This window comes from Cohnella pontilimi, from assembly GCF_005049045.1.
Taxonomy (GTDB): Bacteria; Bacillota; Bacilli; order Paenibacillales; family Paenibacillaceae; genus Cohnella; species Cohnella pontilimi.
Genome location: NZ_SUPK01000008.1, coordinates 235,389 through 259,662 on the forward strand (window position 1 = coordinate 235,389; position 24,274 = coordinate 259,662).

22 protein-coding genes are annotated in these 24,274 nt (G+C 52.9%); 19 read left to right on the forward strand and 3 right to left on the reverse strand.

Annotated elements, in window-relative coordinates; translation table 11 throughout:
• Positions 1 to 205 precede the first annotated feature (205 nt).
• Genes spoVAC through spoVAE form a run of 3 tightly spaced genes read left to right on the forward strand, consistent with a single transcriptional unit; the run spans position 206 to position 2,060 of the window.
• Positions 206 to 691 (forward strand): stage V sporulation protein AC, encoded by a 486-nt coding sequence (gene spoVAC, locus E5161_RS16900; protein WP_136779008.1) that lies wholly within the window; start codon positions 206 to 208, stop codon positions 689 to 691.
• A 2-nt stretch (positions 692 to 693) separates the two neighbouring features.
• The gene (gene spoVAD / locus E5161_RS16905) at positions 694 to 1,713 is read left to right on the forward strand and encodes a stage V sporulation protein AD (RefSeq protein WP_136779009.1); all 1,020 of its coding nucleotides are present in this window, start codon (positions 694 to 696) and stop codon (positions 1,711 to 1,713) included.
• Complete coding sequence (gene spoVAE / locus E5161_RS16910; RefSeq protein ID WP_136779010.1) at positions 1,710 to 2,060, forward strand: stage V sporulation protein AE; 351 nt, start codon at positions 1,710 to 1,712, stop codon at positions 2,058 to 2,060. Before spoVAD ends, spoVAE begins: the two co-directional genes overlap by 4 nt.
• 62 nt (positions 2,061 to 2,122) lie before the next feature.
• Here the strand turns inward: spoVAE and E5161_RS16915 are convergent, their stop codons facing one another.
• Complete coding sequence (locus E5161_RS16915; protein WP_136779011.1) at positions 2,123 to 2,404, reverse strand: hypothetical protein; 282 nt, start codon at positions 2,402 to 2,404, stop codon at positions 2,123 to 2,125.
• A gap of 159 nt (positions 2,405 to 2,563) precedes the next feature.
• On the opposite strand from E5161_RS16915, the gene E5161_RS16920 reads away from it, so the two are divergent.
• The 11 genes from E5161_RS16920 to E5161_RS16970 all read left to right on the forward strand — a co-directional run bounded on the left by E5161_RS16920 (position 2,564) and on the right by E5161_RS16970 (position 16,326).
• On the forward strand, positions 2,564 to 3,331 hold the full coding sequence (locus E5161_RS16920) for a metallophosphoesterase (RefSeq protein WP_136779012.1): 768 nt from the start codon (positions 2,564 to 2,566) through the stop codon (positions 3,329 to 3,331).
• 37 nt (positions 3,332 to 3,368) lie between these two features.
• Positions 3,369 to 4,838 (forward strand): amidase family protein, encoded by a 1,470-nt coding sequence (locus tag E5161_RS16925; protein ID WP_136779014.1) that lies wholly within the window; start codon positions 3,369 to 3,371, stop codon positions 4,836 to 4,838.
• A 133-nt stretch (positions 4,839 to 4,971) separates the two neighbouring features.
• A complete protein-coding gene (locus tag E5161_RS16930; protein WP_246042362.1) occupies positions 4,972 to 7,131 on the forward strand; it encodes a sensor histidine kinase in 2,160 nt (719 codons plus the stop codon).
• An 18-nt stretch (positions 7,132 to 7,149) separates the two neighbouring features.
• Positions 7,150 to 7,797 (forward strand): response regulator transcription factor, encoded by a 648-nt coding sequence (locus E5161_RS16935; protein ID WP_136779017.1) that lies wholly within the window; start codon positions 7,150 to 7,152, stop codon positions 7,795 to 7,797.
• Positions 7,798 to 8,160: 363 nt separating this feature from the next.
• Positions 8,161 to 8,838 carry a DNA-binding response regulator gene (locus E5161_RS16940; RefSeq protein ID WP_136779019.1) on the forward strand — a complete coding sequence of 226 codons (678 nt, stop codon included), beginning with the start codon at positions 8,161 to 8,163 and terminating at the stop codon, positions 8,836 to 8,838.
• Positions 8,839 to 9,281: 443 nt separating this feature from the next.
• Positions 9,282 to 9,974 (forward strand): ABC transporter ATP-binding protein, encoded by a 693-nt coding sequence (locus tag E5161_RS16945; RefSeq protein ID WP_136779020.1) that lies wholly within the window; start codon positions 9,282 to 9,284, stop codon positions 9,972 to 9,974.
• Entirely contained in the window at positions 9,971 to 12,454 is a 2,484-nt protein-coding gene (locus E5161_RS16950) for an FtsX-like permease family protein (RefSeq protein ID WP_136779022.1), read from the forward strand. Before E5161_RS16945 ends, E5161_RS16950 begins: the two co-directional genes overlap by 4 nt.
• On the forward strand, positions 12,447 to 13,265 hold the full coding sequence (locus tag E5161_RS16955) for a hypothetical protein (RefSeq protein ID WP_136779023.1): 819 nt from the start codon (positions 12,447 to 12,449) through the stop codon (positions 13,263 to 13,265). The genes E5161_RS16950 and E5161_RS16955 overlap by 8 nt, the downstream gene beginning before the upstream one ends.
• A gap of 53 nt (positions 13,266 to 13,318) precedes the next feature.
• Entirely contained in the window at positions 13,319 to 14,395 is a 1,077-nt protein-coding gene (locus E5161_RS16960) for a flavin-containing monooxygenase (RefSeq protein ID WP_136779025.1), read from the forward strand.
• A 19-nt stretch (positions 14,396 to 14,414) separates the two neighbouring features.
• Positions 14,415 to 14,834 carry a GNAT family N-acetyltransferase gene (locus E5161_RS16965; protein WP_136779026.1) on the forward strand — a complete coding sequence of 140 codons (420 nt, stop codon included), beginning with the start codon at positions 14,415 to 14,417 and terminating at the stop codon, positions 14,832 to 14,834.
• A gap of 127 nt (positions 14,835 to 14,961) precedes the next feature.
• Positions 14,962 to 16,326, forward strand: coding sequence for an immunoglobulin-like domain-containing protein (locus E5161_RS16970; protein ID WP_136779027.1), 1,365 nt, complete (start codon positions 14,962 to 14,964; stop codon positions 16,324 to 16,326).
• 63 nt (positions 16,327 to 16,389) lie between these two features.
• Here the strand turns inward: E5161_RS16970 and E5161_RS16975 are convergent, their stop codons facing one another.
• Both E5161_RS16975 and E5161_RS16980 read right to left on the reverse strand, forming a co-directional pair.
• Complete coding sequence (locus E5161_RS16975) at positions 16,390 to 16,626, reverse strand: hypothetical protein (protein ID WP_136779029.1); 237 nt, start codon at positions 16,624 to 16,626, stop codon at positions 16,390 to 16,392.
• Positions 16,627 to 16,733: 107 nt separating this feature from the next.
• Entirely contained in the window at positions 16,734 to 17,393 is a 660-nt protein-coding gene (locus E5161_RS16980; RefSeq protein ID WP_136779030.1) for a cell wall hydrolase, read from the reverse strand.
• A 227-nt stretch (positions 17,394 to 17,620) separates the two neighbouring features.
• Between E5161_RS16980 and E5161_RS16985 the strand changes: the two genes are divergently transcribed.
• From E5161_RS16985 to E5161_RS17005, 5 genes are all read left to right on the forward strand, one after another.
• The gene (locus E5161_RS16985) at positions 17,621 to 19,078 is read left to right on the forward strand and encodes a nicotinate phosphoribosyltransferase (RefSeq protein WP_136779032.1); all 1,458 of its coding nucleotides are present in this window, start codon (positions 17,621 to 17,623) and stop codon (positions 19,076 to 19,078) included.
• A gap of 45 nt (positions 19,079 to 19,123) precedes the next feature.
• Positions 19,124 to 20,518: an MDR family MFS transporter gene (locus E5161_RS16990; protein ID WP_211246755.1), complete on the forward strand. Its 1,395-nt coding sequence runs from the start codon at positions 19,124 to 19,126 to the stop codon at positions 20,516 to 20,518.
• A 50-nt stretch (positions 20,519 to 20,568) separates the two neighbouring features.
• Positions 20,569 to 21,822, forward strand: a complete 1,254-nt coding sequence (locus E5161_RS16995; protein ID WP_136779033.1) for a Gfo/Idh/MocA family protein — start codon at positions 20,569 to 20,571, stop codon at positions 21,820 to 21,822.
• A gap of 700 nt (positions 21,823 to 22,522) precedes the next feature.
• Positions 22,523 to 23,554, forward strand: coding sequence for a LacI family DNA-binding transcriptional regulator (locus E5161_RS17000; protein WP_136779035.1), 1,032 nt, complete (start codon positions 22,523 to 22,525; stop codon positions 23,552 to 23,554).
• Complete coding sequence (locus E5161_RS17005; protein ID WP_136779036.1) at positions 23,551 to 24,273, forward strand: ThuA domain-containing protein; 723 nt, start codon at positions 23,551 to 23,553, stop codon at positions 24,271 to 24,273. Before E5161_RS17000 ends, E5161_RS17005 begins: the two co-directional genes overlap by 4 nt.
• The last annotated feature ends 1 nt before the right edge of the window (position 24,274 follow it).

Consider the following 24,274-nt stretch of genomic DNA (forward strand, 5'->3'; position numbering starts at 1 on the left):
TGTTCATTTTGACAAATAATTATTGTGTTGACTGCCGTCATGGGAGCCGAGCGGTGAAATCAACGTGCTGATCCCCGGGAGAACCAACTGATCACCCGAATCACGACCCAATTAAAGTGCCGAAGCCGCAAAAGAAGGCCTCATTATACGCAACACTCAGAAAATGCGAAGCCGAACCGATACTCCACCGATAAGGAGAAGAGCGATGCCGAATAATAAAAAGAAAAAGCTGACGCCGGTACAACAGGAATATCAGCAGCTCGCGAAAAAGCGGGAGCCGTCGAGACCGGTCTTCGCCAACTGCCTCCGCGCTTTCCTTGTCGGAGGCATCATCTGTGTCATCGGGCAGGGCATTCAGGAGATGTTCGTCCATTGGGCCGGGTTCGATGAGAAAAAAGCGAGCAGTCCGACTGTGGCTGTTTTGATTATTTTGTCGATCGTCCTCACTAGTTTCGGCATCTACGACAAAATCGGGCAGTGGGCTGGTGCAGGCTCAGCGGTTCCCGTGACGGGCTTCGCCAACTCCATGTCTTCAGCAGCCATCGAACACAGAAGTGAAGGGCTCGTATACGGTGTCGGCGCCAAAATGTTCAAAATTGCCGGACCGGTTATCGTATTCGGAACGGTGGCGGCTTTCATCATTGCCCTGTTGCACATGATCTTCAATCCCGACATTGTAGGAGGATCCTGATCATGTTGAAAGGACATCAAAGCTGGATATTTGAAAAAAAACCGGTTATACGTGCAGCAGCCACCGTAGTCGGTCCTTTCGAAGGACAAGGTCCGCTGTCGAACGATTTCGACATCGTGCACGGAGATTTGATGGCCGGTCAAGACAGCTGGGAAAAAGCGGAGCGCACCCTGATGGAGGAAGCCGGGAAGCTGGCCATTGAGAACGCGGGCTTGACCAAAGAGCAAGTGAACTTCTACATCGGCGGCGACCTGATGAATCAGATCATCAGCACCAGCTTCGCCGCCCGTACGTTAACCATTCCTTATATCGGGGTGTTCGGAGCCTGCTCCACCTCGATGGAAAGTTTGGCTTTAGCCGCCATGATCGTCAACTCAGGATCGGCACAATTTGCGCTTGCCGGAGCGTGCAGCCACAATGCTTCGGCGGAGAAGCAATTCCGTTATCCCACCGAATACGGATCGCAGAAGCCTCCTACCGCACAATTCACCGTTACCGGAGCCGGAGCGTGCGTGTTGTCGCAGGAAGGGCAAGGCCTCCATGTCACTTCCGCCACGATCGGCAGGATCGTCGACATGGGGATCAAAGACCCTTTCAATATGGGGGCGGCGATGGCACCGGCGGCGGTGGATACGATTGAAGCCCATTTTCGGGACATGCAGCTCGAACCCGGTTATTATGATCTGATTGTGACGGGTGATTTATCCAAAATCGGGTATGCGATCGCCAACGATTTGTTCAACAAGCATAAATTTCCGATCGAACAAACCCAATATCAAGATTGCGGCATGCTGATCTACGATTACCAAAAACAACAGGTACAAGCCGGAGCGAGCGGTTGCGCATGTTCCGCGGTCGTGACTTACGGACACTTGCTCAAACGGATGAGGAAAGGGGAATTGAGACGGATTTTGGTTGTCGCCACGGGCGCGCTGCTCTCCCCGATTTCGTATCAACAAGGGGAAAGCATTCCATGCATCGCACATGCCGTATCCATCGAAGGCGAGGTGGAGCCGAAATGATTTTTCTTTGGGCTTTTCTCCTAGGCGGATTGATTTGCGTGATCGGACAAATATGCTTTGACGTGTTCAAAATGACGCCCGCGCATACGATGACCTCATTGGTCGTGCTGGGTGCCGTTTTGGACGGGCTCGGCCTTTACGACCCGCTCATTAAGTTCGCGGGCGCCGGAGCCTCAGTGCCGATTACAAGCTTCGGCAACTCGCTGGTGCACGGAGCGCTGCAGGAGTTGCGGAGCGACGGCTGGATTGGCGCTATAACGGGCATTTTCGAAGTGACGAGCGCCGGGATCTCCGCCGCGATCATCTTTTCTTTCCTGGCCGCGGTATTGGTGAGGCCTAAGGGCTGATCGTATGAATCCTTCATGAAAAGAAGCCGGAGCTCCCTCGAAGCCGGCTTTCTTTGTTTTATCTAAAGTCGAAAGAAAACCTTTTTAAAAGCCCCGATGATTTTCACTTTCTCGGTTCCGTTATGGACAGTGAAAATGGTGAAAATTTTATAGTCGTCTGCTGTGGTCATCAGTTTAATCGCTTCGGCTCCGAAACTATCCGTGAAGAAACCGAGCAGACCGCTGTTTGTTTCAGGGTTAGCCTCCCGGTATTTCTCAACCGCGTAATCGGCGAAATTGTCCAAAGTAGGATTCGTCGCCCACATCGCAAATAAAAGCAAGAAGAGAAGAAAATAACGCTTCACACCATCACTCCAAGGCAGAATGTCATGTCAATTCAGTTTCAGGTGTTATCGTACCATCTGCTCTCTTCGTTGCAAATACTTACTTGCTCACTGCATTTCCAAGATGGCTGATGTATGATAAAGGCGTGCAGCATCTTACCTCGGCAGGGGACGATTCCTATGCTCATCCTTTACTTATTGTTCGCGGCGATCTTGATTGATCTTCTATTTATCGTTCCGACCCAGTGGCTCAAGGTGGAGAGGATTCATTACCCTTGCGGCTTGGGTATCCGAATCTTGCAAATCAGCGACCTTCACGTGGAGAGGCTTCGGATCGGCTGCGGAAGACTGAAACGATTGATCCGACAGGAAAAACCGGACTACATTTTTCTCACCGGCGACTTTACGAGGAATTCCAAATACTTGTCCAAAGTGAGGCAATACGCGGAAGCGATTTGTTCCCTAGGCATCCCCGTGTTCGCCGTATTGGGCAACCATGATTACAAGCTGTCCGCCATGGGTTTGCAGCGACTTGTGCAGATGTTGGAAAATGCCGGTGTGAAGGTTTTGAGGAACGAATCCACCGAGACAGCCAGTGTTCAAATCATCGGGATAGACGATTTCACGAGCAAGAAAAGCAAAGTCGATGAAGCTTATCGTCTGGTCGATTCCCGCAAACCTTCAATTGTGTTAACCCACACGCCTGAACTGGTGCTTCATATGAAGCGCAAGTATACCTACTTGATGGCCGGCCATCTCCACGGCAAGCAGTTCAACATCCCCTTCTTCTTTCGATTCGTCAACAAGGGCGTGCTCGCAGCCAGCGGGATTTACAAAGGATTGCATCAAGGAGAGTATGGCCCGTTCTATATCTCTGCAGGGATTGGCCAAGCCGGCTTCAACGCCCGGTTGTTCATTCGGAGTGAAGTTTCGATTCATTACTTGTAATCTATTAAAACTTATGCGGTTATTCTTAGGAGAATCTATGGACAGCTATTTTCAGAGTTACGATAAGCTAGTGGAAGAAGCGACGATTCCCGAGTTGCAGGCCGCCATGGACAACGGGACCCTAACGTCGAAGGAGCTGGTCCTGTATTATCTTTATCGCATTGCTACATACGATCAAAGTGGACCTATGTTAAATTCCGTCATCGAATTGAATCCAGATGCGGTGTTTATCGCGGAAGCATTGGATGAGGAACGCAAAGCCAAAGGAGCCCGCAGTCCATTACACGGGATTCCGGTTTTGCTCAAAGACAACATCGAAACGGGCGACAAAATGCGCACAACGGCCGGGGCGTTGGCTTTACAGAACCATGTCAGCTCCCGAGACGCTTTTCTTGTTCAAAAGCTGCGGGCGGCCGGCGCCGTCATTCTGGGTAAAACCAACTTGACCGAATGGGCGAACGGAATGTCGTCGGAGATGTGGGCCGGATACAGCGCACACGGCGGACAAACGCGTAATCCGTACGGTGAATTTTTTGTCGGCGGATCCAGCTCGGGCTCGGCGGTTTCGGTTGCCTCTAATTTGACGTCGGTGTCGGTTGGAACGGAGACATCGGCTTCCATTCTCAGCCCCGCAATTCAAAACTCCATCGTCGGAATCAAGCCGACCGTAGGCTTAATCAGCCGCGCAGGTGTCATTCCGTTCTCCTACTCGCAAGATACTGCAGGACCGATGGGCAGGACCGTAACGGATGCGGCGATCCTATTAGGCGTACTGGCCGGAAAAGACGATAACGACCCGGCGACCTGGAGAATGAACGGTTCGGTAATGGACTATCGTGCTTTTTTGGATTCGGAAGGACTAAGATCCGCGAGAATAGGAGTCTATCGGAATTTCACGCTCGAGATGTTCAACGATGAGGAAGAATATGATGAGCGCTTGTTCCAGCAGGCCGTAGATGAACTGAAGCAAGCTGGTGCCCAAGTCATCGATTCGATTGAAATTCCATCGTTTCACAGAGAGTGGGGTTGGACCAAAGTAAGACACGAGTTCGCGCATGGCGTGGAGAATTATTTGCGGGCCCTTCCGCCGGCGTCGCCGGTCCATTCTTTACAGGAGCTTGTGGAGTGGAACGAGTCCAGTGCCGACAAGGCTCTCAAGTATGGACAGGACAAATTAAAGCACAGAGCAGTGCTGAATCACCCGCTTAGGAACCCGGAATCTATATTGGAATGGGTTTCCGACCTCTATTACGCACGAAAAGAAGGCCTCGATTATGCCCTGGAAAAGTACGAACTCGACGCCACTCTTTTTCCTTCCTATATTGGAGCCGATATTTCTGCCAGAGCCGGTTATCCGTCCGTAGCGGTACCTGCAGGATTTAAGCCAAGCGGCAGGCCATTCGGGATCACGTTTGCCGGAAAAGCGTTCAGTGAGCCTGCCCTCATCCGGATGGCATATGCCTTCGAGCAGCGCACCAAACACAGGAGAAAGCCGATTTTCAAATAGATGAAAACCGATGCGGGGTTCGGAATTTGCGGATGCCCGCTATTTTTTTGCGCGTTAACGCTTTCCGGATGAATTATAATGATTACAGCGGTTACATTTTGCGGCGTTCAACCTGACCATGGGAGAAGAACGGATGAACAATTACCAGGACCAAACGGAAATGTACAAAATTATTGCGGATAATACGCTGGATACGATTGTGGTGGTCGAGCCTGACGGGCTCGTCCGCTACGTAACACCTTCCATCTCCTCGCTGGCCGGATACAACCTGACGGACTATGAAGGCGTCGATGCCTTCAGCATTATTCATCCGGACGACAGGGATCGTGTATGGGTATCGCATACCACGGCTGTACGAAGTAAAATGCCGGTAGATGTCCATTATCGCGTGTGCCACGCGGACGGCCATTTGGTTTATGTGGAAACCCGGGTAAACCCGGTTTTGGACGAACAAGGCGAAGTGAAGTATGTGGTGGCCGTCGTGCGCGACGTGACGGAACGCAAACAGGCGGAGCAGCTGCTGGAGAACATTATGGACAATTTGAACGCCGCGGTCATGTCGACGGACAAAGATTTCACGCGTATCACCTTTTGTTCCGACAGTTTGGCGAAGATGTCCGGCATTCCCAAGCAGGAACTGATGGCCCGGCCGATTCTGATGCATCAACATATGCACCCGGAAGACGACAGCTTTCTCATGAATGAAGTGAAGCAGCAGCTGGATCAAGGGCTTCGCGTCGTTCATACTTTCCGGCACACCCGTCCCGGACAGGAAACCCGATGGGTGAAAATGACGATGCACCCTTTGCTTGATCATACCGGTGAGGTGATCCGCTTGGACGCCATTTTGATGGATGTGACGGACAAAAAGCTTTCCGAGCTGGCTCTGGAAGAGAGCGAGCAGCGATATAAATCGATATTCGACAACAATTTGGACGGCGTGTTCTCCATCGATTTAAACGGATATTTCGTCAATGCGAACCTGGCTTTCGAGGAGAGCACGGGCATTCAAATCGACAAACTGCCCGATCGGTGTTTCATCGGGTTGGTGTTCGACGAGGATCACGCTTCGGTTCAGCAGGCCATGTTTGAAGTGATGCATTTCCGTGAGTCAAGGGATATCGAATGCCGGTTCACCCACTCGGGGAAGGGTGAAAGGATCGTCCACATCACGTTTGTTCCGATTTTTATGTACGGTGAGCTGAGCGGCATTCACGGCATCGTTCAAGATATTACGGAACGCAAGCTGGAAGAAAGACAATTGATCCAAAGCGAAGAGAGATATAAGTATTTGCAGCAAAGCTTGAACCGGTTTTCGAATGACCTGGCCAATGTGATGAAGGTATCGGAGCTGGAGCGGCGCTTAATTGCCGAGGTGAAGGATGTCCTGCAAGTGGAGGATGTGTCCATTCAGGAAGTGCCCAGGGGGCAAGAACACACCTTGACGAACTCGAAGCTTACCTGGGTCAAAATCGGAGAGAAACAACAGCCGGTGTACCTGCGGATCGCGCTCCGCCACTCCATGCTCAAGATCGAGGAAGAATGGCTGGAAACGGCAGTTCACTACGTCACGATCCTTTATGACAACCTTCAACTGATTGAAGACTTGATGCAGCGCCTCGAAGGTTTGGTTTCCCAAAATGAAACGCCGAAATGGATGCTCAGGCTTCTGTTCAAGCTGTCGGAGAAGGAACGATCATCGCTTTCCAGCGATCTGCACGATTCCGTGCTGCAGGATTTGATCATTTGGTATCGCAAGCTCGAATCGCTGCGTTCCACCCGTCAGTTCCAAGAAGACACCCGGGAAGAGCTGATGCGTATCGAGGAGGGGATTCTGGATGCCATTCATCAGATCCGGATTACGTGCAACGAGCTGCGGCCTCCGTTCCTGCTCAAGATGGGACTGATCGAATCGTTAAAAAGCCTTTTATCGTATACGAGAATGTTTGCCAACTATGAAATCGAATTTACGCCGGACGCATTCGACCATCCGCTGGACGAAGAACAAATCCTTGGCATGTATCGCGTCGTGCAAGAGCTGTTAAACAATGCTTCCAAGCACTCGGAGGCGACGAAAGTGCGAATGGTACTCGGCAGCAGCGGCGATCGGGTCGAATTTGCTTATTCGGATGACGGCAAAGGGATGGATTTATCCTCCTTTGAAGGGTCATTTCAGAATATGGGCCTTACCGGGATTGAGAAGAGGGTGTTCAGCCTGGGTGGGCATGTGAAATTCCAGTCTTCGCTGGGCCAAGGCTTTCATGTGAACATCTCATTTTCTAAAAACGATTAAAGAATAAAGGTGAATACTATGGAAATCTTGCTGGTGGACGATCACCGCTCCGTCGTAGAGGGAACGAAAATGTTAATTGAATCCGAACCGGACATGAACGTCACCATTGAGACGGACGTGTTCAAGGTTCCGGATCTCGTGCGCGTCCAACATTTTGACGTCATGCTGTTGGATTTGTACATGCCGAATATTAACGGGGCGGATTTGGCCCGTAAAGTGCTTCATTATGTGCCGGATGCGGTCATCCTTATTTATTCCGGGTTCGAAATTGCGCCGCATTTTAATTTGCTGATGGAGTCCGGCATTTCGGGGTTTGTGGCCAAGACGTCGACGCGCGAGCAATTGATCCAGACGATCCGTTTTGCGGCCCGGAAGGAAGCCGTTATTCCGATGCAGCTTCTGAAGCAGCTGAGGCGCCAGGAGATTGTGGTGACGGGTGCAACGGAGAATGATAGAACGACGATCACCGCGGAAGAAGACAAGCTGCTCCGGGAATTGGCCAAAGGGAAGAGCAATAAGGAAATCTCGCAAACGCTGATGATCAGCCAACGGTCGCTGGAATACAGCTTGACGGAGCTGTTCCAGAAGCTCCACGTCGGCTCGCGCGTCGAGGTTATCAAAAAAGCGAAAGCGCTCGGCATCCTTCCGGCGGAAGATTTGTATTAGGGGGACGTTCCCAGGGCATTTGGTCGACCGTCATGTAGTACACAACGCGCGCTGGGAGCTGGGCTTTGTGCGACAGAGTTTGTCTGCAATTATACTTTGCCAAATTACAGAGGGAGGTTGTGAGGAAGAACACTCTCTAACTCTATTTCGAGAAATTACAGAGCCTGTTTCGTTGCCCCGGGCACGTTTTAGGTGCTGCAGTTTCGCAAAATGAAGCTACAGCTCTCTCTCAAATTTTGGCGAATCTGCAAGTTGGCAAAATGTAGTTACGGTGCTATAATGGTCCGAATCCGACGCAAAGCATGCGCCGAATCGCGAATATCGCGATCGGCGCTTTTTTGCGTTCAAGAGGAGAGTGGCGAAATGGTGGTGGACGTGCGCTTTGAGAAGGAGCATCGGGAATGGTTGGAGAAAGAACTTAAAAGCCTGAAAGGAGAGGCGCGAAGGAGATTCCTGAAGGCACATGGTCACGCGGAAAAGGCCTTTGCGGAGCGAGTGTGGTTTCCGGCCTTCGGACATTTTGAATATCTGCACCCGGAATACGAGGTTTGGGACTATTTCGGCGGTCGAAGGTATCTCGATTTTGCCTACATACGAGCCGGTCTCTTCATTGCCATCGAAGTCGATCCATTCGGCACCCATTATGAAAAGTTGGACAAAAGGCAGTTCAGTGACCAATGGGTCCGTCAGATGCATCTTTTTAACGACAGCTGGCAATTTATTCGATTAAGTTACTATGATGTGATGGAGCGTCCCCGCATTTGGCAGCAACTGCTTCAGCAAATGGTCGGCCGCTTGTTTGGCGATAATCAAACTTATGAGCTGAATGCGTTCGAAAGAGACATATACCGCAAGGCTCTCATGCTGAACCGTCCCATTAAACTTCCGGATATTCAGCAATTGTTGGATTGCGTGTATGTCACCGCCAGAAAGCATGTCACGTCGTTGGAAAATAAAGGGTGGCTGGTACCTGAAGGCAAAGGGGAGGAAAGAACGCATTCCTGGACGGTCGACCCGACCCGCAGATTGCCCCCCTTGTGAGCTGTAGAAAGCATTCCTGGACGGTCGACCCGACCCGCAGATTGCCCCCCCTTGTGAGCTGTAATTGCATTTCACGAAATTGCAGAGCCGACTCTGCCGGGTGAACGTTCTGCAATTGTATTTTGCAAAACTACAGCGCCATTTTCTCTAGGCGCTCCGCGGAAAATGCTCTGCAATTTTGCAAAATAAAACTAGAGAAGGCGCCATACGTTAGGTATGGGCTGCAATTTAGCAAAATAAAGTTACAGCGAGAATGGCGCGAATATGGGATATTTCCTGCTCTGTTGAGCAGGATTTTTTATTTTCCACGTTTTGCGTGAGGGGCGCAAATATTTGCGCGGAGGGGTCGTTCGTTTGCGGGTGGCGGGTCATCTTTTGCGCGTTGGTGCGGGGCGCTCCGTTTTATGATGGTGGCATACCAGAAAAACGGAGGAACAAAACAAATGATCTGTCTCGAGAAAGTATCCAAGTTTTACCCTACGGAAGCAGGAAACTATGCGGCATTGAAAGAGAACGATATCCACATTCGGAAGGGTGAATTTATCGCAATCATGGGTCCGAGCGGATCCGGCAAAAGCACGCTGCTGCAACTGATCGGGGGGCTCGACGAGCCGAGCTTCGGCAGCATCTCCGTTGACGGTATCCAGCTGAACGAATTGAACGAGAAACAAAGAACGTTGTTCCGGCGCGAGAAAGTCGGCTTCGTCTTTCAAAACTATCAACTGCTTCCGATGATGACCGTTGCGGAGAATGTCGGCCTTTCCCTAGCCGCCAACAAAGCGCCTAAATCCGAAATCAAAGCGATCGTACAGCGTTTGCTGGAGGATGTGAATCTTGAAGGCAAAGCGTCTCAATTTCCGTCGCAATTAAGCGGCGGCCAGCAGCAGCGCGTGGCGATCGCCAGAGCGCTTGCGATGAAGCCGAGCCTGATTTTGGCGGATGAGCCGACCGGCAATCTCGACCGGAAGAACGGGGAGGATGTGCTGAAGCTCCTCTCCCGATTAAACAAGGAAGAACAAATCACCATCGTCATGGTGACACATGATCCGCAAGCAGCGAAAGCGGCGGATCGCATCATCCGGATTGAGGATGGAGAAGTCGTAGGAGAAGAAACGAACGGAGGGAACCGGCAATGAAACTTTGGCAAATGGCATGGCGCAATTTAATGCGCCGCAAGCTTCGAACCTGGCTCACCATTTTGTCGATTGTGATCGGAGTTGCCTCTACGTTCGCCGTGATTGCATCCATCGATACCGCAAAAAAGGCGTTTCCGCTGTACCTGAAAGAGGCCTTCGGCAAAGCAGACTACCAAATTAACGGTACGGATGCGTACTTCCCACAAGAAGTGCAACATGCGGTCGAGAAAGTCGACCATGCGATTTCTGTTGCCGTGTTGAAGCAAAACACGAAGCTCCATTATGAGCAAGAGGGAATCACCGCAATCTCCAAGAGAGTAGACTTGACCGGTTACAGCAGCCTCGATACGAAACTGACCGGCTTCAGAGTCATCGACGGAAACTTAACGTCTGGCGGCGCCGTCATCACGGATCGCACCGCGAAAGCTTGGAAAACCAAAGTGGGCGATACGATCGCCTTTGACACCGAAAATGGGCTCCGTGAAATTAAAGTAGCCGCTATCGTGAAGTACACGATGGAGCTCATGGGCCCGAGCAGCTGGATGATGGCAAAGTACCATCCATGGTCGGTGGCGGTTCCGCTGTCCGTCATGCAGGATTGGTTCGGCCTCTCGGGTAAAATCCAGAGCGTCCAGGTGAAGGCCGATCAGGAATCCGAGCTGCCTTCGGTCGGGCAGCAGCTCGATGAACTGGTCAAAAGGTACGGAAATGTATACACGCAGCCGGTCGTCATCGATTTCGATTCACTCGACCAGGCGGATCCGTTCTTCCTCGCTCTGTATCTCGCCGGATTTCTCGGAATCGCTTTGAGCGCGTTTATCATTTTCAACACCCTTTACGTCAGCATTAAAGAGCGAAAGAAAGAATTTGCCGCGATGAAGACGATCGGATTTACGCCGGAACAGCTGCAGGGGATGGTCTTGTACGAAGTGATCCTGCTTTCCGTGGTCGGAACGGCCGTCGGGTTGCTGCTCGGATACGGATTCGCCGGATTGCTGAAATCGCTGATCTTCTTAATTTTCAATATACAAGACGAAGTGGGCACGGTTCTCGCCAAAGGTGCCGCCGTCGCCCTTCTGGCCGGGTTGCTCATTCCAGCCGCCGCCGCCTTGTACCCGATCCGTCAAGCGGGGAAAGTCAGCGTGATCGAGGTATTGAAGGTCAGCCGTTCCGAGAAGGTTTCGCGCAAAAAATGGCCGGCCGTACTCGGTGCGCTGCTCATCCTATCCGGATTTTTCATCAAGCATCTGCTGCTCATCGTGCCTTTACTGATTGGAATCGCTTTGGTATTCCCGTATCTGTTCCGGATGTTCGCCGCCTGGTTGAAGCCGGTTTACAACCGGATGTTCGGATTCAGCGGAGCCATGGCTGCACGCAATCTGAACCGCAATCAGGGTCGTACGGCCATGACCTCGGTGGTGCTCTGCTTGGGCATCGCAATGATTGTCCTGATGGCCTCCTTGAATTCCGCGATCGTCCAGAGCTTTGAAAGAGTCATTTATTCATCCTACGGCGGCAATTTGGATATCCATCTTCACCACATCGAAAAAACAGATTTGGAACAGCTGAAGAACATCCCCGGCGTGGCGGATGCGCAAACGTATCCTGTGAATTCCGCCGTCTGGACTTTGAACGGCCTGAAGCGCAACCTTCCCGTGTTCGGTGTGGGGGCGGAATGGATCGACCGCTTCCCTCTTTTCTCGGTTAGCGGAACCAAGCACAGTACGCTGATTGGGCAGCTGGCTCCCAATGAAATCATTTTAAGCAAAATCTCATTCGGCGTCTGGGGCGGAAAGATCGGCGACAGCATCGAGCTGGCGACCCTCCACGGCAAGCAGAACTTCAAAGTGGTCGCGGTAGTCGACACGATGAAAAATGGCGGTTACGGGGCTTTCATGCGCAAGGATTACTTTACCGACGTATTTGGAATCAAGTATGAAAAGAACGCTTTGGTCATCAAGGATGAGGCCACAACTCCCCTGCAGCTCAGGGAGAGGGTGTTCGACAAGTTCGGGGCCAGAATGATGGAAATGTTCGGACCGGAAGACTGGGTATCGATCGTGGGCGCCACCTACACCGGATCGTTCTCCATCGTCAACCTTCTCATCATTTTGTCGATCGTGATTTCGGGCATCGGCATTACGAACACTTTACTCATGAACATTATGGAGCGGATTCGCGAACTCGGAATGATGCGCGCGGTCGGCGTTACCCGGCGCCAAGTGATCCGGATGGTCCGGCTTGAAGGCTTAGGAATGGGAATCGCAGCGACCGTCATCGGATGTCTATTCGGAATCATGCTGATCTATATTACGTCAACCTTTTTGGAGATTAACTCCTTGACCTACGAGTTTGGGGTTTCTTGGATCATTCTCACGGCGATCGGTTTGTTCGGCTTGTTGATCAGCTGGTTCTCCAGCTTCTCGCCGGCGTCCCGAGCCGCGAAAACCCGTTTAAGCGAGGCGCTTCGATATGAGTAAACGACTGTTGTTCATCGTGCTGCCGACTCTTCTGCTGGCCATGATGTTATCCGCGTGCGGATCCCAAACTTCATGGGAAGACGAAAAAATCGCGGAAGTGAGTAACAGAATTGATGCGGACAACGTGAATACGATTTGGACGATTGCCGATGGGCAATCGTCTGGAACCGGCGGAGGAAAGCTCATCCGGCTGGAGATCAAGAAGCAAGACGGCACGGCGATCGACCGGTTCGACATCAATCATGAGAAGCTGCTGCATCTCATCGTGATCAGCAAAGACTTGTCCTACTTCAATCACATCCATCCTGAGTACAAAGGGAACGGTGTGTTTGAGATTCAGAATGATTTTCCCGCTGGCGGTGAATATCGGCTGATCGCTGATTTCAAGCCCGCCGATGGCGATTCCATGACGAAGATGACATGGGCTCAGCTCGACGGTAAAACCGCGCAGCCGGTTCCGGTTAAACCCGATTCGAAGCTGGAACAAGTCGTACAGGGGAATCGGGTGCAGTTGACGATCGACCGACTGGCGGCGAACCAAGATACGAAACTTCAGTTTTCGATTGCCGATGAACGAACGAATCGGCCGGTTACAGACTTGCAGCCATACTTAGGCGCGATCGGCCATGTCGTGATCTTGTCCGAGGATGGAGAGCGCTACTTGCACGTTCATGCGGAGGAAGGGCAAGGATCGGGGCCGGACGCGGTGTTCGAAACGCAGTTTCCGAAGAGCGGGATTTATAAAATTTGGGGACAGTTCAGGCGGAATAACGAAGTGTTTACGTCGTCGTTCGTCGTCAACGTTTCATAAGAAAAGTGACTTTGTCAAAATGGATCACTTAAAAGAAAGCGAGGTGACCGTGCATGCGTGAAGTCGATGTTCTCGTCATTGGGGCCGGCCAAGCCGGGCTGGCGATGGGATACTATTTAAAACAGCATAATAAAAGCTTCGTGATCCTCGGGAAAGAGGATCGAGCGGGGGAAGCCTGGAGAAAACGGTACGATTCATTGGTATTGTTTACTCCGAGATGGTTCAGCGGGCTTCCCGGTCTTCCGTTGAAGGGCAATCGAAACGGCTACGCCGCGAAGGATGAAATCGCGGATTACCTGGAGAATTATATGCAATTTCATCAATTACCGGTCGAACTTCAGACTGCCGTATATTCTTTAGAGCAGCACGGTAACATGTACGTTGCGGCAACCAGTCGCGGAGACTATCGGGCGAAGAAGGTTGTGGTCGCCACAGGGCCTTTCCATAAGCCGTTCGTCCCTGAGATGGCGAAGGCCGTTTCTCCGGAAGTGTATCAGGTGCACACCTCTCAATATCGCAATTCGTCTCAGCTGAAACCGGGTTCGGTGCTCGTTGTCGGCGGAGGGAATTCAGGAGCGCAAATTGCGGTAGAATTGAGCCAAGACAGAGAAGTATATTTGTCCATCGGATATCCACTTAAGTTTTACCCGTTGCAGAAGCTCGGGATGAGCATTTTCTGGTGGTTCAAGAAGCTGGGGATGCTGAAGGCGGATGTGGAGAGCCGAATGGGCGGCTGGATGAAAAAGCAGAACGATCCGATTTTCGGATTGGAATTGCGGGAGCTTCTGAGGCAAGGGAAAATCGGCTTGAAATCCCGAACCGCCGATATGTTTGATAAAACCGTTACCTTCAAGGGAGATGTGTACTTCCTTAAAGTCACGCACGACTTGAAGGGCAGCATTTCGCCGGTTTCGGTGGATAATATCGTTTGGGCGACAGGTTTTCGATCGAATTACAGCTGGATTCGGGTCCCCTATGTAATAGACGGCAATGGAAAGCCGATTCATCAAAGGGGAGTGACGGCCGTGGACGGGTTGTATTTCATAGGCCTTCCCTGGCAGCAAACAAGAGGCTCCGCCCTGCTCGGAGGCGTCGGTAAAGATGCGAAATGGCTGGCGGAGAGAATGTGACCAACTGGAGGCTTACTGCATGTCAATGCCAAGTCAGGATGTAGAAATTGTATATGAAGTCCCTGCGCCTGAGGAGTATGTCGCAATCAGAGATCGTGCCGGCATGAGCGGCAAAGAAGTGGCGGCGGCCGAAATCGGTCTCCGTCATTCCCTGCATTGCGTTGCACTAAGAAAAGAGGGTCGACTGATCGGAATGGGCAGAGTCATTGGAGATGGCGGCTGCTTTTTTCAAGTCGTCGATGTGGTTGTCGACCCCGATCACCAAGGCCGCGGGCTTGGAAAGTTGATCATGTCCGAAATCAACAAGTATTTGAACGAGCATGCACCGAAAAGTGCTTATGTGAGCCTAATCGCGGACGTTCCCGCAGATAAGCTATACCAACAATTCGGTTTTTTATATACTGCACCCAAGTCGTTGGGCATGTATAAGCGGTATTGATTAACCGTAAATAGTTGCATTTTCAAATTTCTCCCGGGTTTTTTTGCCAATACCCCCCTAAACCTGCCCAGCTCATTCGAATGTATATGGTAAAGTCTTCAAACCATATGAAAGGCAGGTAAATCGAATGAAGAAGATCCATTTTGCACTCGCATCCGTATTGGCTTTATCTCTTGCAGCTACGAATACCGCCATGGCGAAACATAATGAGCACGGCAAGCAAGTCAAGAAGACCGGACTGGAAAACGCATTGGACCACGTGAAAAACGAGAAAGCGCGCGAAGCGATCAAACGCGCCATGGAGAGGCAGAAGCAGAAGCGGGAGGATAAAGATGAAGATCGTGTGAAAACGGATGTGCAAATCGTCGCAGCCGACAAAGCCGCGCTGAAGATCGGATTCAGCGGTAACGACACGATTTCGTCCGTAACGCAAGCGTTGATTTTACCGACGAAGGGCAAATACGGTTCCACGATCGCCTGGACATCCAGCAACACCGCGGTGATTTCGAACGACGGCAAGACAGTGGTGCGTCCGGCCGGCGCAGACGTGAAGGTCGTGTTGACCGCAACCCTTACGAAGAATGCGGTCACCGCAAAGGTTACATTTGAAGTGACCGTGAAAGCCCAGCTTATAGACGCGCAAATCGTCGCAGCCGATAAGGCAGCGCTCGCCATCGGATTCAGCGGCAGCGACAGTGCAACAACTGTGACTTCTCCGTTGACGCTTGCGGTTAAAGGCGCTAACGGCTCCTCGATCACCTGGGTGTCCAGCGTACCTGCCGTGATCTCGAACGACGGTAAAACAGTGAACCGCCCGGCTGTCGGGCAAGGCGATGTTACCGTAACGCTCGTGGCGACGATCACCAGCAACGGTGTGATCGACTCGAAAGCGTTCACGTTGATCGTGAAGGCGCAGTTGACGGACGCGGAGAAAGTGGCGGCCGATAAAGCGGCGCTTTCGATCGGCTTCGTTACGGGCGACTCTGCGAGCAGCGTAACGGGCAAACTGACGCTGCCGACGGCAGGGCCGAACGGATCGGCTGTTACCTGGGTTTCGAGCTCTCCCGCTGTCGTGTCCAATAACGGAACGGTGAACCGTCCGGCGGCCGGCCAAGGCGATGTGACCGTAACGCTCGTGGCGACGATTGCCAGCAGCACGGTATCGGATGTCAAAACGTACACCGTTGTCGTGAAGCAGCAGCTTACCGACGCGCAAAAAGTCGCCGCCGACAAAGCCATCCTTCAAATCGGCTTCAGCGGTACCGATACGGCGGGCAGCGTTACGTCGAAGCTGACGCTTCCGGCTCTCGGCGCCAATGGTTCCACGATCGTATGGTACAGCAGCAACAGCGCGGTCATTACGGATAACGGCACCGTCATTCGCCCGGCGGCAGGTACAGGCGACAAGACGGTAACATTGACGGCCATCATTATCAACAATACGGCGTTTGAATCGAAAGCCTTTACGCTGACGGTTAAACAACTGCCTTAAATCGGTAATCCAAATAAGATCGCCCCTCACCGGCCTCTACGGCCGGGAGGGGCGATTGTCGTGTTAACGGTCCGAAGCCTGCAAGTCTTCCCAAGACTGAAAGCAGCTGTTCCCTGCAATATATCGATCCCAAGCCTGATCGTGCGCTTGATGGAGGTCTTCCACCGATTTCATCTCCGCGGGGCTCTTCTCGAGAAATTCGCTGCCGCTGTCTTGTCCGCCAAGTTCCTTCCTCACCGATTGGTGAAAAAACTCGCCGAGCGAGACGGTTTCCGGATACTCGAATGCTTCGAATTTCATGTTATCGCCTCCCACTATCATTTACACTTTTCGAGTGGGGGTGTATCAACTGTACCGCCTGAAAATTATGTCAATGTAAAGGAAACCAGGCAACGAAACGAACCGGTTTAAACCGTGAAAACATGATTTCCGATCTTCTTGATGGCGATCTTCTTGGTGGCGAGTCGATTTTTGAACCATTTGGACTTGCTGATCGCTGGGTTACAGTAGTAAAGCGCATTGCCGGTCGGGTCATCGCCTTTAACCGCCGCCTTCGCGGCTTGATAAGCCGTGGCGCTCGGCTTCAGCTTGATCTGTCCGTCTTGCACGGCTGTGAAAGCGTTCCGCTGCATAATGACGCCTTGGAGCGTCTTAGGGAAGGATGGCGACTGCAGCCGGTTCAGCACCACCGCACCCACAGCTACCTGCCCTTTGTAAGTTTCGCCCCGAGCTTCGGCATGGATGACGCGGGCGAGTAAAATGACTTCTTTTTTGCTCAATGATTTCCGCTTCAGCTTCTTCCAGGTTTTCAGGTCGGTGACGCCGGTACTCGGCAGCCTGTTTGCTTTTTGAAATTGTTGTACGGCTTTGCGCGTCAAAGCTCCGTAATGCGCGGTCGGGTTGACTTTCAAATATCCGAGTGTGTGCAGTCTAAATTGAAGATTCCCCACTTCTGCACCTTTACTTCCTTGCTTTAGCACAGGGGGATTCTTGGCTGCGGCTTCATGCGCTGCGGTGGCGGCGGCAATCAGCATGAGAAGTGTGAATAAGGTGAGAATTCGGTACATGATGATACATCCCTCCGACAAGTTAGCGATAAAAATTTTGTGCGGCCGACTTTTCGATTCTATCACGGGAGCCCGCCGGACGAATCTTTCATGACCGAATTGTAATTTGCTTCTCCGTTTTCTCATGAAAACATCAGGCCTGTCTTTCGGTAGTATGGGACTTGCCTCCATATGTTAAGATGAGAAGACAGACGAAGGCGGGAGCCGGTATCAGGAGTGATGGAACAATGCACGAAGGCCGTAATCTGACGCTGCACACGGATAAATATGAAATCAATATGATGTACGCGCATTGGGTGCAAGGGACTTGGAAAGAAAAAGCCGTGTTCGAAGCTTATTTCCGCAAGCTTCCTTTCGGCAACGGATTTGCGGTGGCCGCGGGACTGGAGCGAATTGTGGAATACATACGGACACTGCGTTTCGGAGATGAGGAAATCGCCTTTTTGCGCGAGCAGCCGGAAAATTACAAGGAAGAATTCCTCGAGGAGCTGCGCCGTTTCCGGTTTACGGGCGACCTGTATATCGTTCCGGAAGGAACGCTGGTGTTTCCGAACGAGCCGCTGATCCGCGTGGAAGCTACGGTATTCGAGGGCATGCTCATTGAGACGGCAATGCTCAATTTCATGAACTTCCAGACGCTGATCGCCACCAAGGCGGCGCGCGTCAAGCAGGCGGCCGAAGGTGATACGCTGCTGGAGTTCGGAACGCGCAGGGCGCAGGAAGCCGATGCGGCGATTTGGGGGTCGAGAGCGGCTTATATTGCAGGTTTTCACGCCACGTCTAACATGCGCGCAGGGATGCTGTTCGGCATCCCGGTATCCGGCACGCACGCTCATTCTTGGGTGCAGGGCCACGACTCGGAAGAGGATGCGTTTCGCGAATACGCCGAGGCGCTGCCGGATCAGGTGACGCTGCTCGTCGACACGTACGACACACTGCGAACCGGCGTTCCGAACGCGATCCGAACCGCCAAAATGCTGCAAGAACGCGGCAAGCGGCTGAACGCCATCCGGCTGGACAGCGGCGACTTGGCATATTTGTCGATACGCGCGCGGGCGATGCTGGACGAAGCCGGGCTGCACGACGTCAAGATCGTGGCATCGAACGACCTGGACGAGAACATCATTTTCAGTTTGAAAGCGCAAGGCGCCAAAATCGACGTATGGGGCGTGGGGACACAACTCATTACAGCCGCGGACCAACCGGCGCTGGGCGGTGTGTACAAGCTGGTCGCACGTGAGAAAGACGGCAGAATGGAACCGGTCATTAAAATTTCCGGCAACCCGGAAAAGGTGTCGAACCCGGGCATCAAGGAAGTGTACCGGATCATCAACCGCAAAACGGGCAAAGCGGAGTCCGGTTATTTGGCGCTGCAAGAGGAAGAGGACGTTCGGCGCGGAGAAAGAATCCGGATTTTCGATCCGATCCATCCCTATATTTCCAAATACATCAAAGACTTCGAGGCGGTTCCGCTGCTCAAGCCGGTATTCGTGAAGGGGGAGCTGGTATATTCGCTGCCTTCGCTCACGGAGATTCAGCAGTATCACGAACAACAGCTGAAGCTGTTTTGGCCGGAATATTTGCGGAGGCTGAATCCCGAAGTCTTCCGTGTGACGTTAAGCCAGAAAGCTTGGCAATTGAAGGCAGATTTGATTCATCAGCATCAGGCAGAAGACCAAGCGTAATTGACCGGTTTTTCATTTCACGGAGGAAGGAAGGCCATTCTACCTGTGTCCAAAACAACCAACATTAACATGGTCGTCGCCGGGCTTCTGGCCGCGCTGTTCATCGGCGCGCTGGATGTGACGGTTGTGGCGACGGCCACCAAAAGTATTACCGATGAATTGCATGGGCTGAGCTCGATCAGCTGGGTATTCGCGATTTATACGCTGACCACATGTATCACAACCCCGATCTTCGGCAAGCTCACCGATTTGTTCGGACGTAAAATTGTGTTTGTAATCGGGGTGTCGTTGTTTGTCCTGAGCTCCGTATTATGCGGATTCGCAACGTCGATGACCGCGCTGATCTTCTTCCGGGCGCTGCAGGGTATCGGGGCGGGGGCGCTCAATCCGGTATGCTTTACGCTTGTCGGAGACTTGTTCCCAGGAGAAAAACGGGGCAAAATGATGGGCGTCTTCGGTTCCGTATGGTCGGTGGCCGGCCTGCTCGGACCGCTAATCGGCGGTTATTTCGTCGATTACGTGTCCTGGCGCTGGATCTTTTTCATTAACATTCCGATCGGTATCATCGCGCTTATTCTCGTAGTCGGATTTCTTCATCAAAATGTGGAGCGCCAGCGCAAAAAGATCGACTACTGGGGTGCGCTGACGTTTACCGTAGCGCTGTCGGCTTTCATGTATGCGCTGCTCAGCGGCGGCAAAGATCATCCCTGGAATTCGGGGCTGATCATCGGATTGTTCATCGTGGCGGCCGTATTCCTCGCGTTGTTCCTGTGGGTTGAACAACGGGCAGTAGAGCCGATGATCCCCCTGTCCATCTTCAAAAGCCGCGTGTTGAACGTGTCCAACATCAGCGGGTTCCTCGCCTTCAGCATTACGGCGGGGCTGAGCATTTATACCGCGATTTGGATACAATCCGTGCTCGGCAAGAGTGCTACGACTTCGGGACTTACGGCGATGTGGATGTCGCTCGCCTGGCCCCTTGCCGCTAATATTGTCGGCCGGCTGATGTACCGGATGGGGATCAAGGCATCCGTTGTAATCGGCTCCGCAATCGTGCTGATTGGTGCGGCCTGGCTGGTGGCTCTCACCATTGGATCTCCTAATGCGTACTGGGTCGGCATTATGATCGTCATCGGATTCGGCATGGGCTTTGTGTCTACCCCTACAACGGTCATCGTACAATCGGTCGTCGGCTGGGAAATGAGAGGCGTCGCCAACGCATCCAATTCGCTTATGCGTTCGCTTGGTCAAACCGTTGGGGTAGCGTTATTTGGAACCATTTTCAATCAGCACGTCATCGATCCGCATAACAAGACGCAGCTCGTCGGCGGCATGCATGCGATCTTCATTGTGATGGTTGTGATCGCGGCTGCGAACCTGGCGGCGGCTTTATTCCTGCCCGGACACAGCAAAGTGATGGCACAGCAGAAGTCGGCTTGAACCGAGAAGTGCGATTTCCTTGGCAAGCACACAATCAGGGGGGATGATGGATGGAACAGGTAACGATCGCCTTGATCGGAGCCGGCGGGCGGGGCACCGTATATACCAACTACGCCTTGGTGAACGGCGGCGAGGCGAAAGTCGTCGCGGTCGCCGATCCAAACCCGGCAAGAGTGGACAAAATCAAGAGCCTGCATGGACTCGGCGATGACGGGTGTTTCACGGATTGGCGCGATCTGTTGTCCCGACCGAAGCTGGCGGATGCGGTACTGATCTGCACGATGGACAAGATGCATTTCGAACCGGCCATGCTGGCGTTGGAGAAAGGCTACCACGTGCTGCTGGAGAAGCCGATGTCCCCGGATCTACGAGAGTGTATCCTGCTGGAGCGGCAAGCTCAGAAATACGGACGGATTTTGACGATTTGCCATGTGCTGAGATATACGCCTTTTTTTCAAACGTTGAAGCAACTGTTGGACGAGGGTGCCATCGGCAGGCTCATGACGATTCAGCATAACGAAAATGTCGGCTATTGGCATCAGGCGCACAGCTTCGTACGCGGCAATTGGCGCAACTCGCAGGAATCCAGTCCGATGATCCTGCAGAAATCATGCCACGATTTGGACATTTTGCTATGGCTGGCGGGGGACGACTGCGTCAGCTTGTCCTCGTTCGGCACGCTGTCTCATTTTCGACCGGATCAAGCTCCTCCCGGTGCGCCGAAACGTTGTCTCGACGGCTGTCCGGTAGCGGATACGTGTCCATATTACGCGCCAAAATGGTATTTGACCCCGGAACCGAACTGGATGACGACGGCGGCGAGCGACGACCCGAGCTATGAGCGCCGGTATAAGGCGCTTCAAGAAGGGCCTTACGGGAGGTGCGTGTATCATTGCGACAACGACGTAGTCGATCATCAGGTGGTCAACCTGGAGTTCGCCAACGAAGTGACGGCGATGTTCACGATGACCGCCTTCACCGAGCAGAGCAACCGCACGTTGAAGCTGATGGGGACGGCCGGCGAAATTCGCGGGCACATGGAGAAGAATGAGATCGAGATCATCCGTTTCGGCTCCGGTCGGCGCGACATTATTCAGCTCGGAGATCCGGGCGGACACGCCGGACATGGCGGAGGCGATCATGCGCTGATGAAGGACTTCCTCCGCATCGTGCGCACCGGCGGCCAATCCGAAGGATTGACCTCGGCCTCAAAGTCCGTGCAAAGTCATCTCATGGCTTTCGCAGCTGAGCGTTCCCGTTTGGAGAAGCGGGTCATCCATTTAAAGGAGTTTGCGCAATTATAATTTTATTGTGAGCGGCGGATCTGCGGATCCGCCGTTTTGATTTGTTCGCTAGTCTAGCAACGGTGACTTTTACAGCTATCCCCTTGGCTCAGAAGCCGTAACGATGCGGTTTCTTTTACCGCTATCCCTTTGGCTCAGAAGCGATAACAATGCGGCTTCCGGGTTCCTGAGCGAGAGGGATATCGATAAAGTTCCAATTCCAACGGGGCACCCCGTCAGCTCGAACGAAGAAATTGGCAGCACACATCTGCTAAACAGCGAGCGGACCCACCCGTTCGGCGCAAATAGGTAGCACACATCTGCTAAACAGCGAGCGGACCCACCCGTTCGGCGCCAATAGGTAGCACACAGCTACTAAACATCGAGCGGACCCACCCGTTCGGCGCCAATAGGTAGCACACTGCTACTAAACAGCGAGTGGACCCACACGTTCGGCGCCAATAAGTAGCACACAGCTACTAAACAGCGAGCGGACCCACCCAGTTGGCGCAAATAGGTAGCACACAGCTACTAAACATCGAGCGGACCCACCCAGTTGGCGCCAATAAGTAGCACACAGCTTCTATCCCGACTGCCATGCCCATCCCTTGGCAGAGAAAACTTTTTTCTCAGCACGCCCCTAAGTCGGTTGACGGCGCTTTCGGGCGGTGAGATAATGTACGCGCGTACATTACCATACAAGACAGATGGGAAGGATCGGATGACAACACGCAAAGAGGTGGCGGATCTCGCCGGCGTCTCCGAGGCGACGGTGTCGCGGGTGCTGAACGGCGTCGGGCCGATGAAGGAATCGACGCGCGCACGGGTGCTGGAGGCGGCTGAGCGGCTGGGATACCATCTGAACGCCGTGGCGTCGAGCTTTGCCCGCGGAAGAAGCGGCAACCTGGGCGTTATCCTGCCGCACGTTCCGAAAGTCCACTTGTTCTCGACGTACTACTTCTCCGAAATTTTGAGCGGAATCGGAGAAGCCGTTCACCGCAGAGGTTACGGCTTGCTGCTCTTGTTTCGAAATCCCGAGGAAGTTTATGACTATGTATCGCTCTATCGAACTTTGCGCATCGACGCCGGCATTATTCTGGGCGCGAGTTCGCTGCCGGCTGAAGTGGAAGGCATCCGGCGCCTCGCCGGGGAGAAGCTGCCCTGCTTCGTGATGGATCAGCATTTTGCGGACATCCGGATCGGCACGGTTGCGACCGACCATGTGGAAGGCGCGTATTTGGCGGTTCGCCATTTGCTGGGCTTGGGATATCGGCGCATCGGTTTTCTCAACGGTTCGCCGCAATATTCGAACAGCTCGGACCGGACTGCGGGTTACCGCAAAGCGCTGGAGGAAGCGGGCATTCCATTGGATGACGGCATCCTCTACGAAGGCAACTACAGCCGCAAAAGCGGATATTCGGCGGCGGAGCGGATTTATGCCGACCTCGGAAAGCTGGACGCGCTGTTTGTGGCCAACGACAGAATGGCCATCGGGCTGATGCAAGGGCTCAGAGAGAAGGGCTGCTCGCTCCCGGGCGATCTGCCCATCGTCGGTTACGACGACTCCGATGCCGCGAGATTTACCGAACCTCCATTAACGACAGTCCAGGTGCCTTTTTACGAAATGGGTCGATTGGCGGCCGATAAAGTGTTGGACCGGCTTTCCGCCGAACCCGGACAGGGTGGAACTTACTTAGAAATTTTAAAGCCCAAACTTATTATTCGAAAATCATGCGGAGGAGGATCACGATGAAAAAAGCGCTGATCGTATGGGGAGGATGGGAAGGCCATCAACCGAGACAGGTGGCGGAAATTTTCCGAGACACCTTACAAAAAGAAAATTTTGAGGTGGAGGTTGCCGACAGCCTTCAAGCGTTCGCGGATGCGGACAAGCTCAAGTCCCTCGACCTGATCATTCCCGTGTGGACGATGGATCGGATCGAACAGCAGCTGGTGAACAACGTATCGGCGGCGGTACAAAGCGGAGTAGGACTGGCCGGCTGCCATGGCGGCATGTGCGATGCGTTCCGGGAAAACGTCGACTGGCAGTTCATGACCGGCGGCCAATGGGTGGCGCACCCGGGCAACGATGGCGTGGAATATGTGGTCAATATCAAAAACAGCTCCAGCCGGCTGGTCGAAGGTATCGAAGACTTCACCGTGAAGAGCGAACAGTACTATTTGCACGTCGACCCGGCGGTGGAAGTGCTGGCCACCACACGGTTCCCGCTTGTACCGGGACCGCATTCGCTGAACAAGCCGGTGGATATGCCGGTGATTTGGTCGAAACGTTGGGGTGTCGGGCGCGTCTATTACAACTCGCTCGGCCATCAGGCGAATATTATGGAAATTCCGACGGTCAAAGAGCTGATGCGGCGGGGTTTCCTGTGGTGTGCGGAAGGCAAGGCTGTGGCGCAAGCGGCCGGAGCATCCCAGGCGGCGTATACAGGAATGCAGGACAATCAACTGTGAA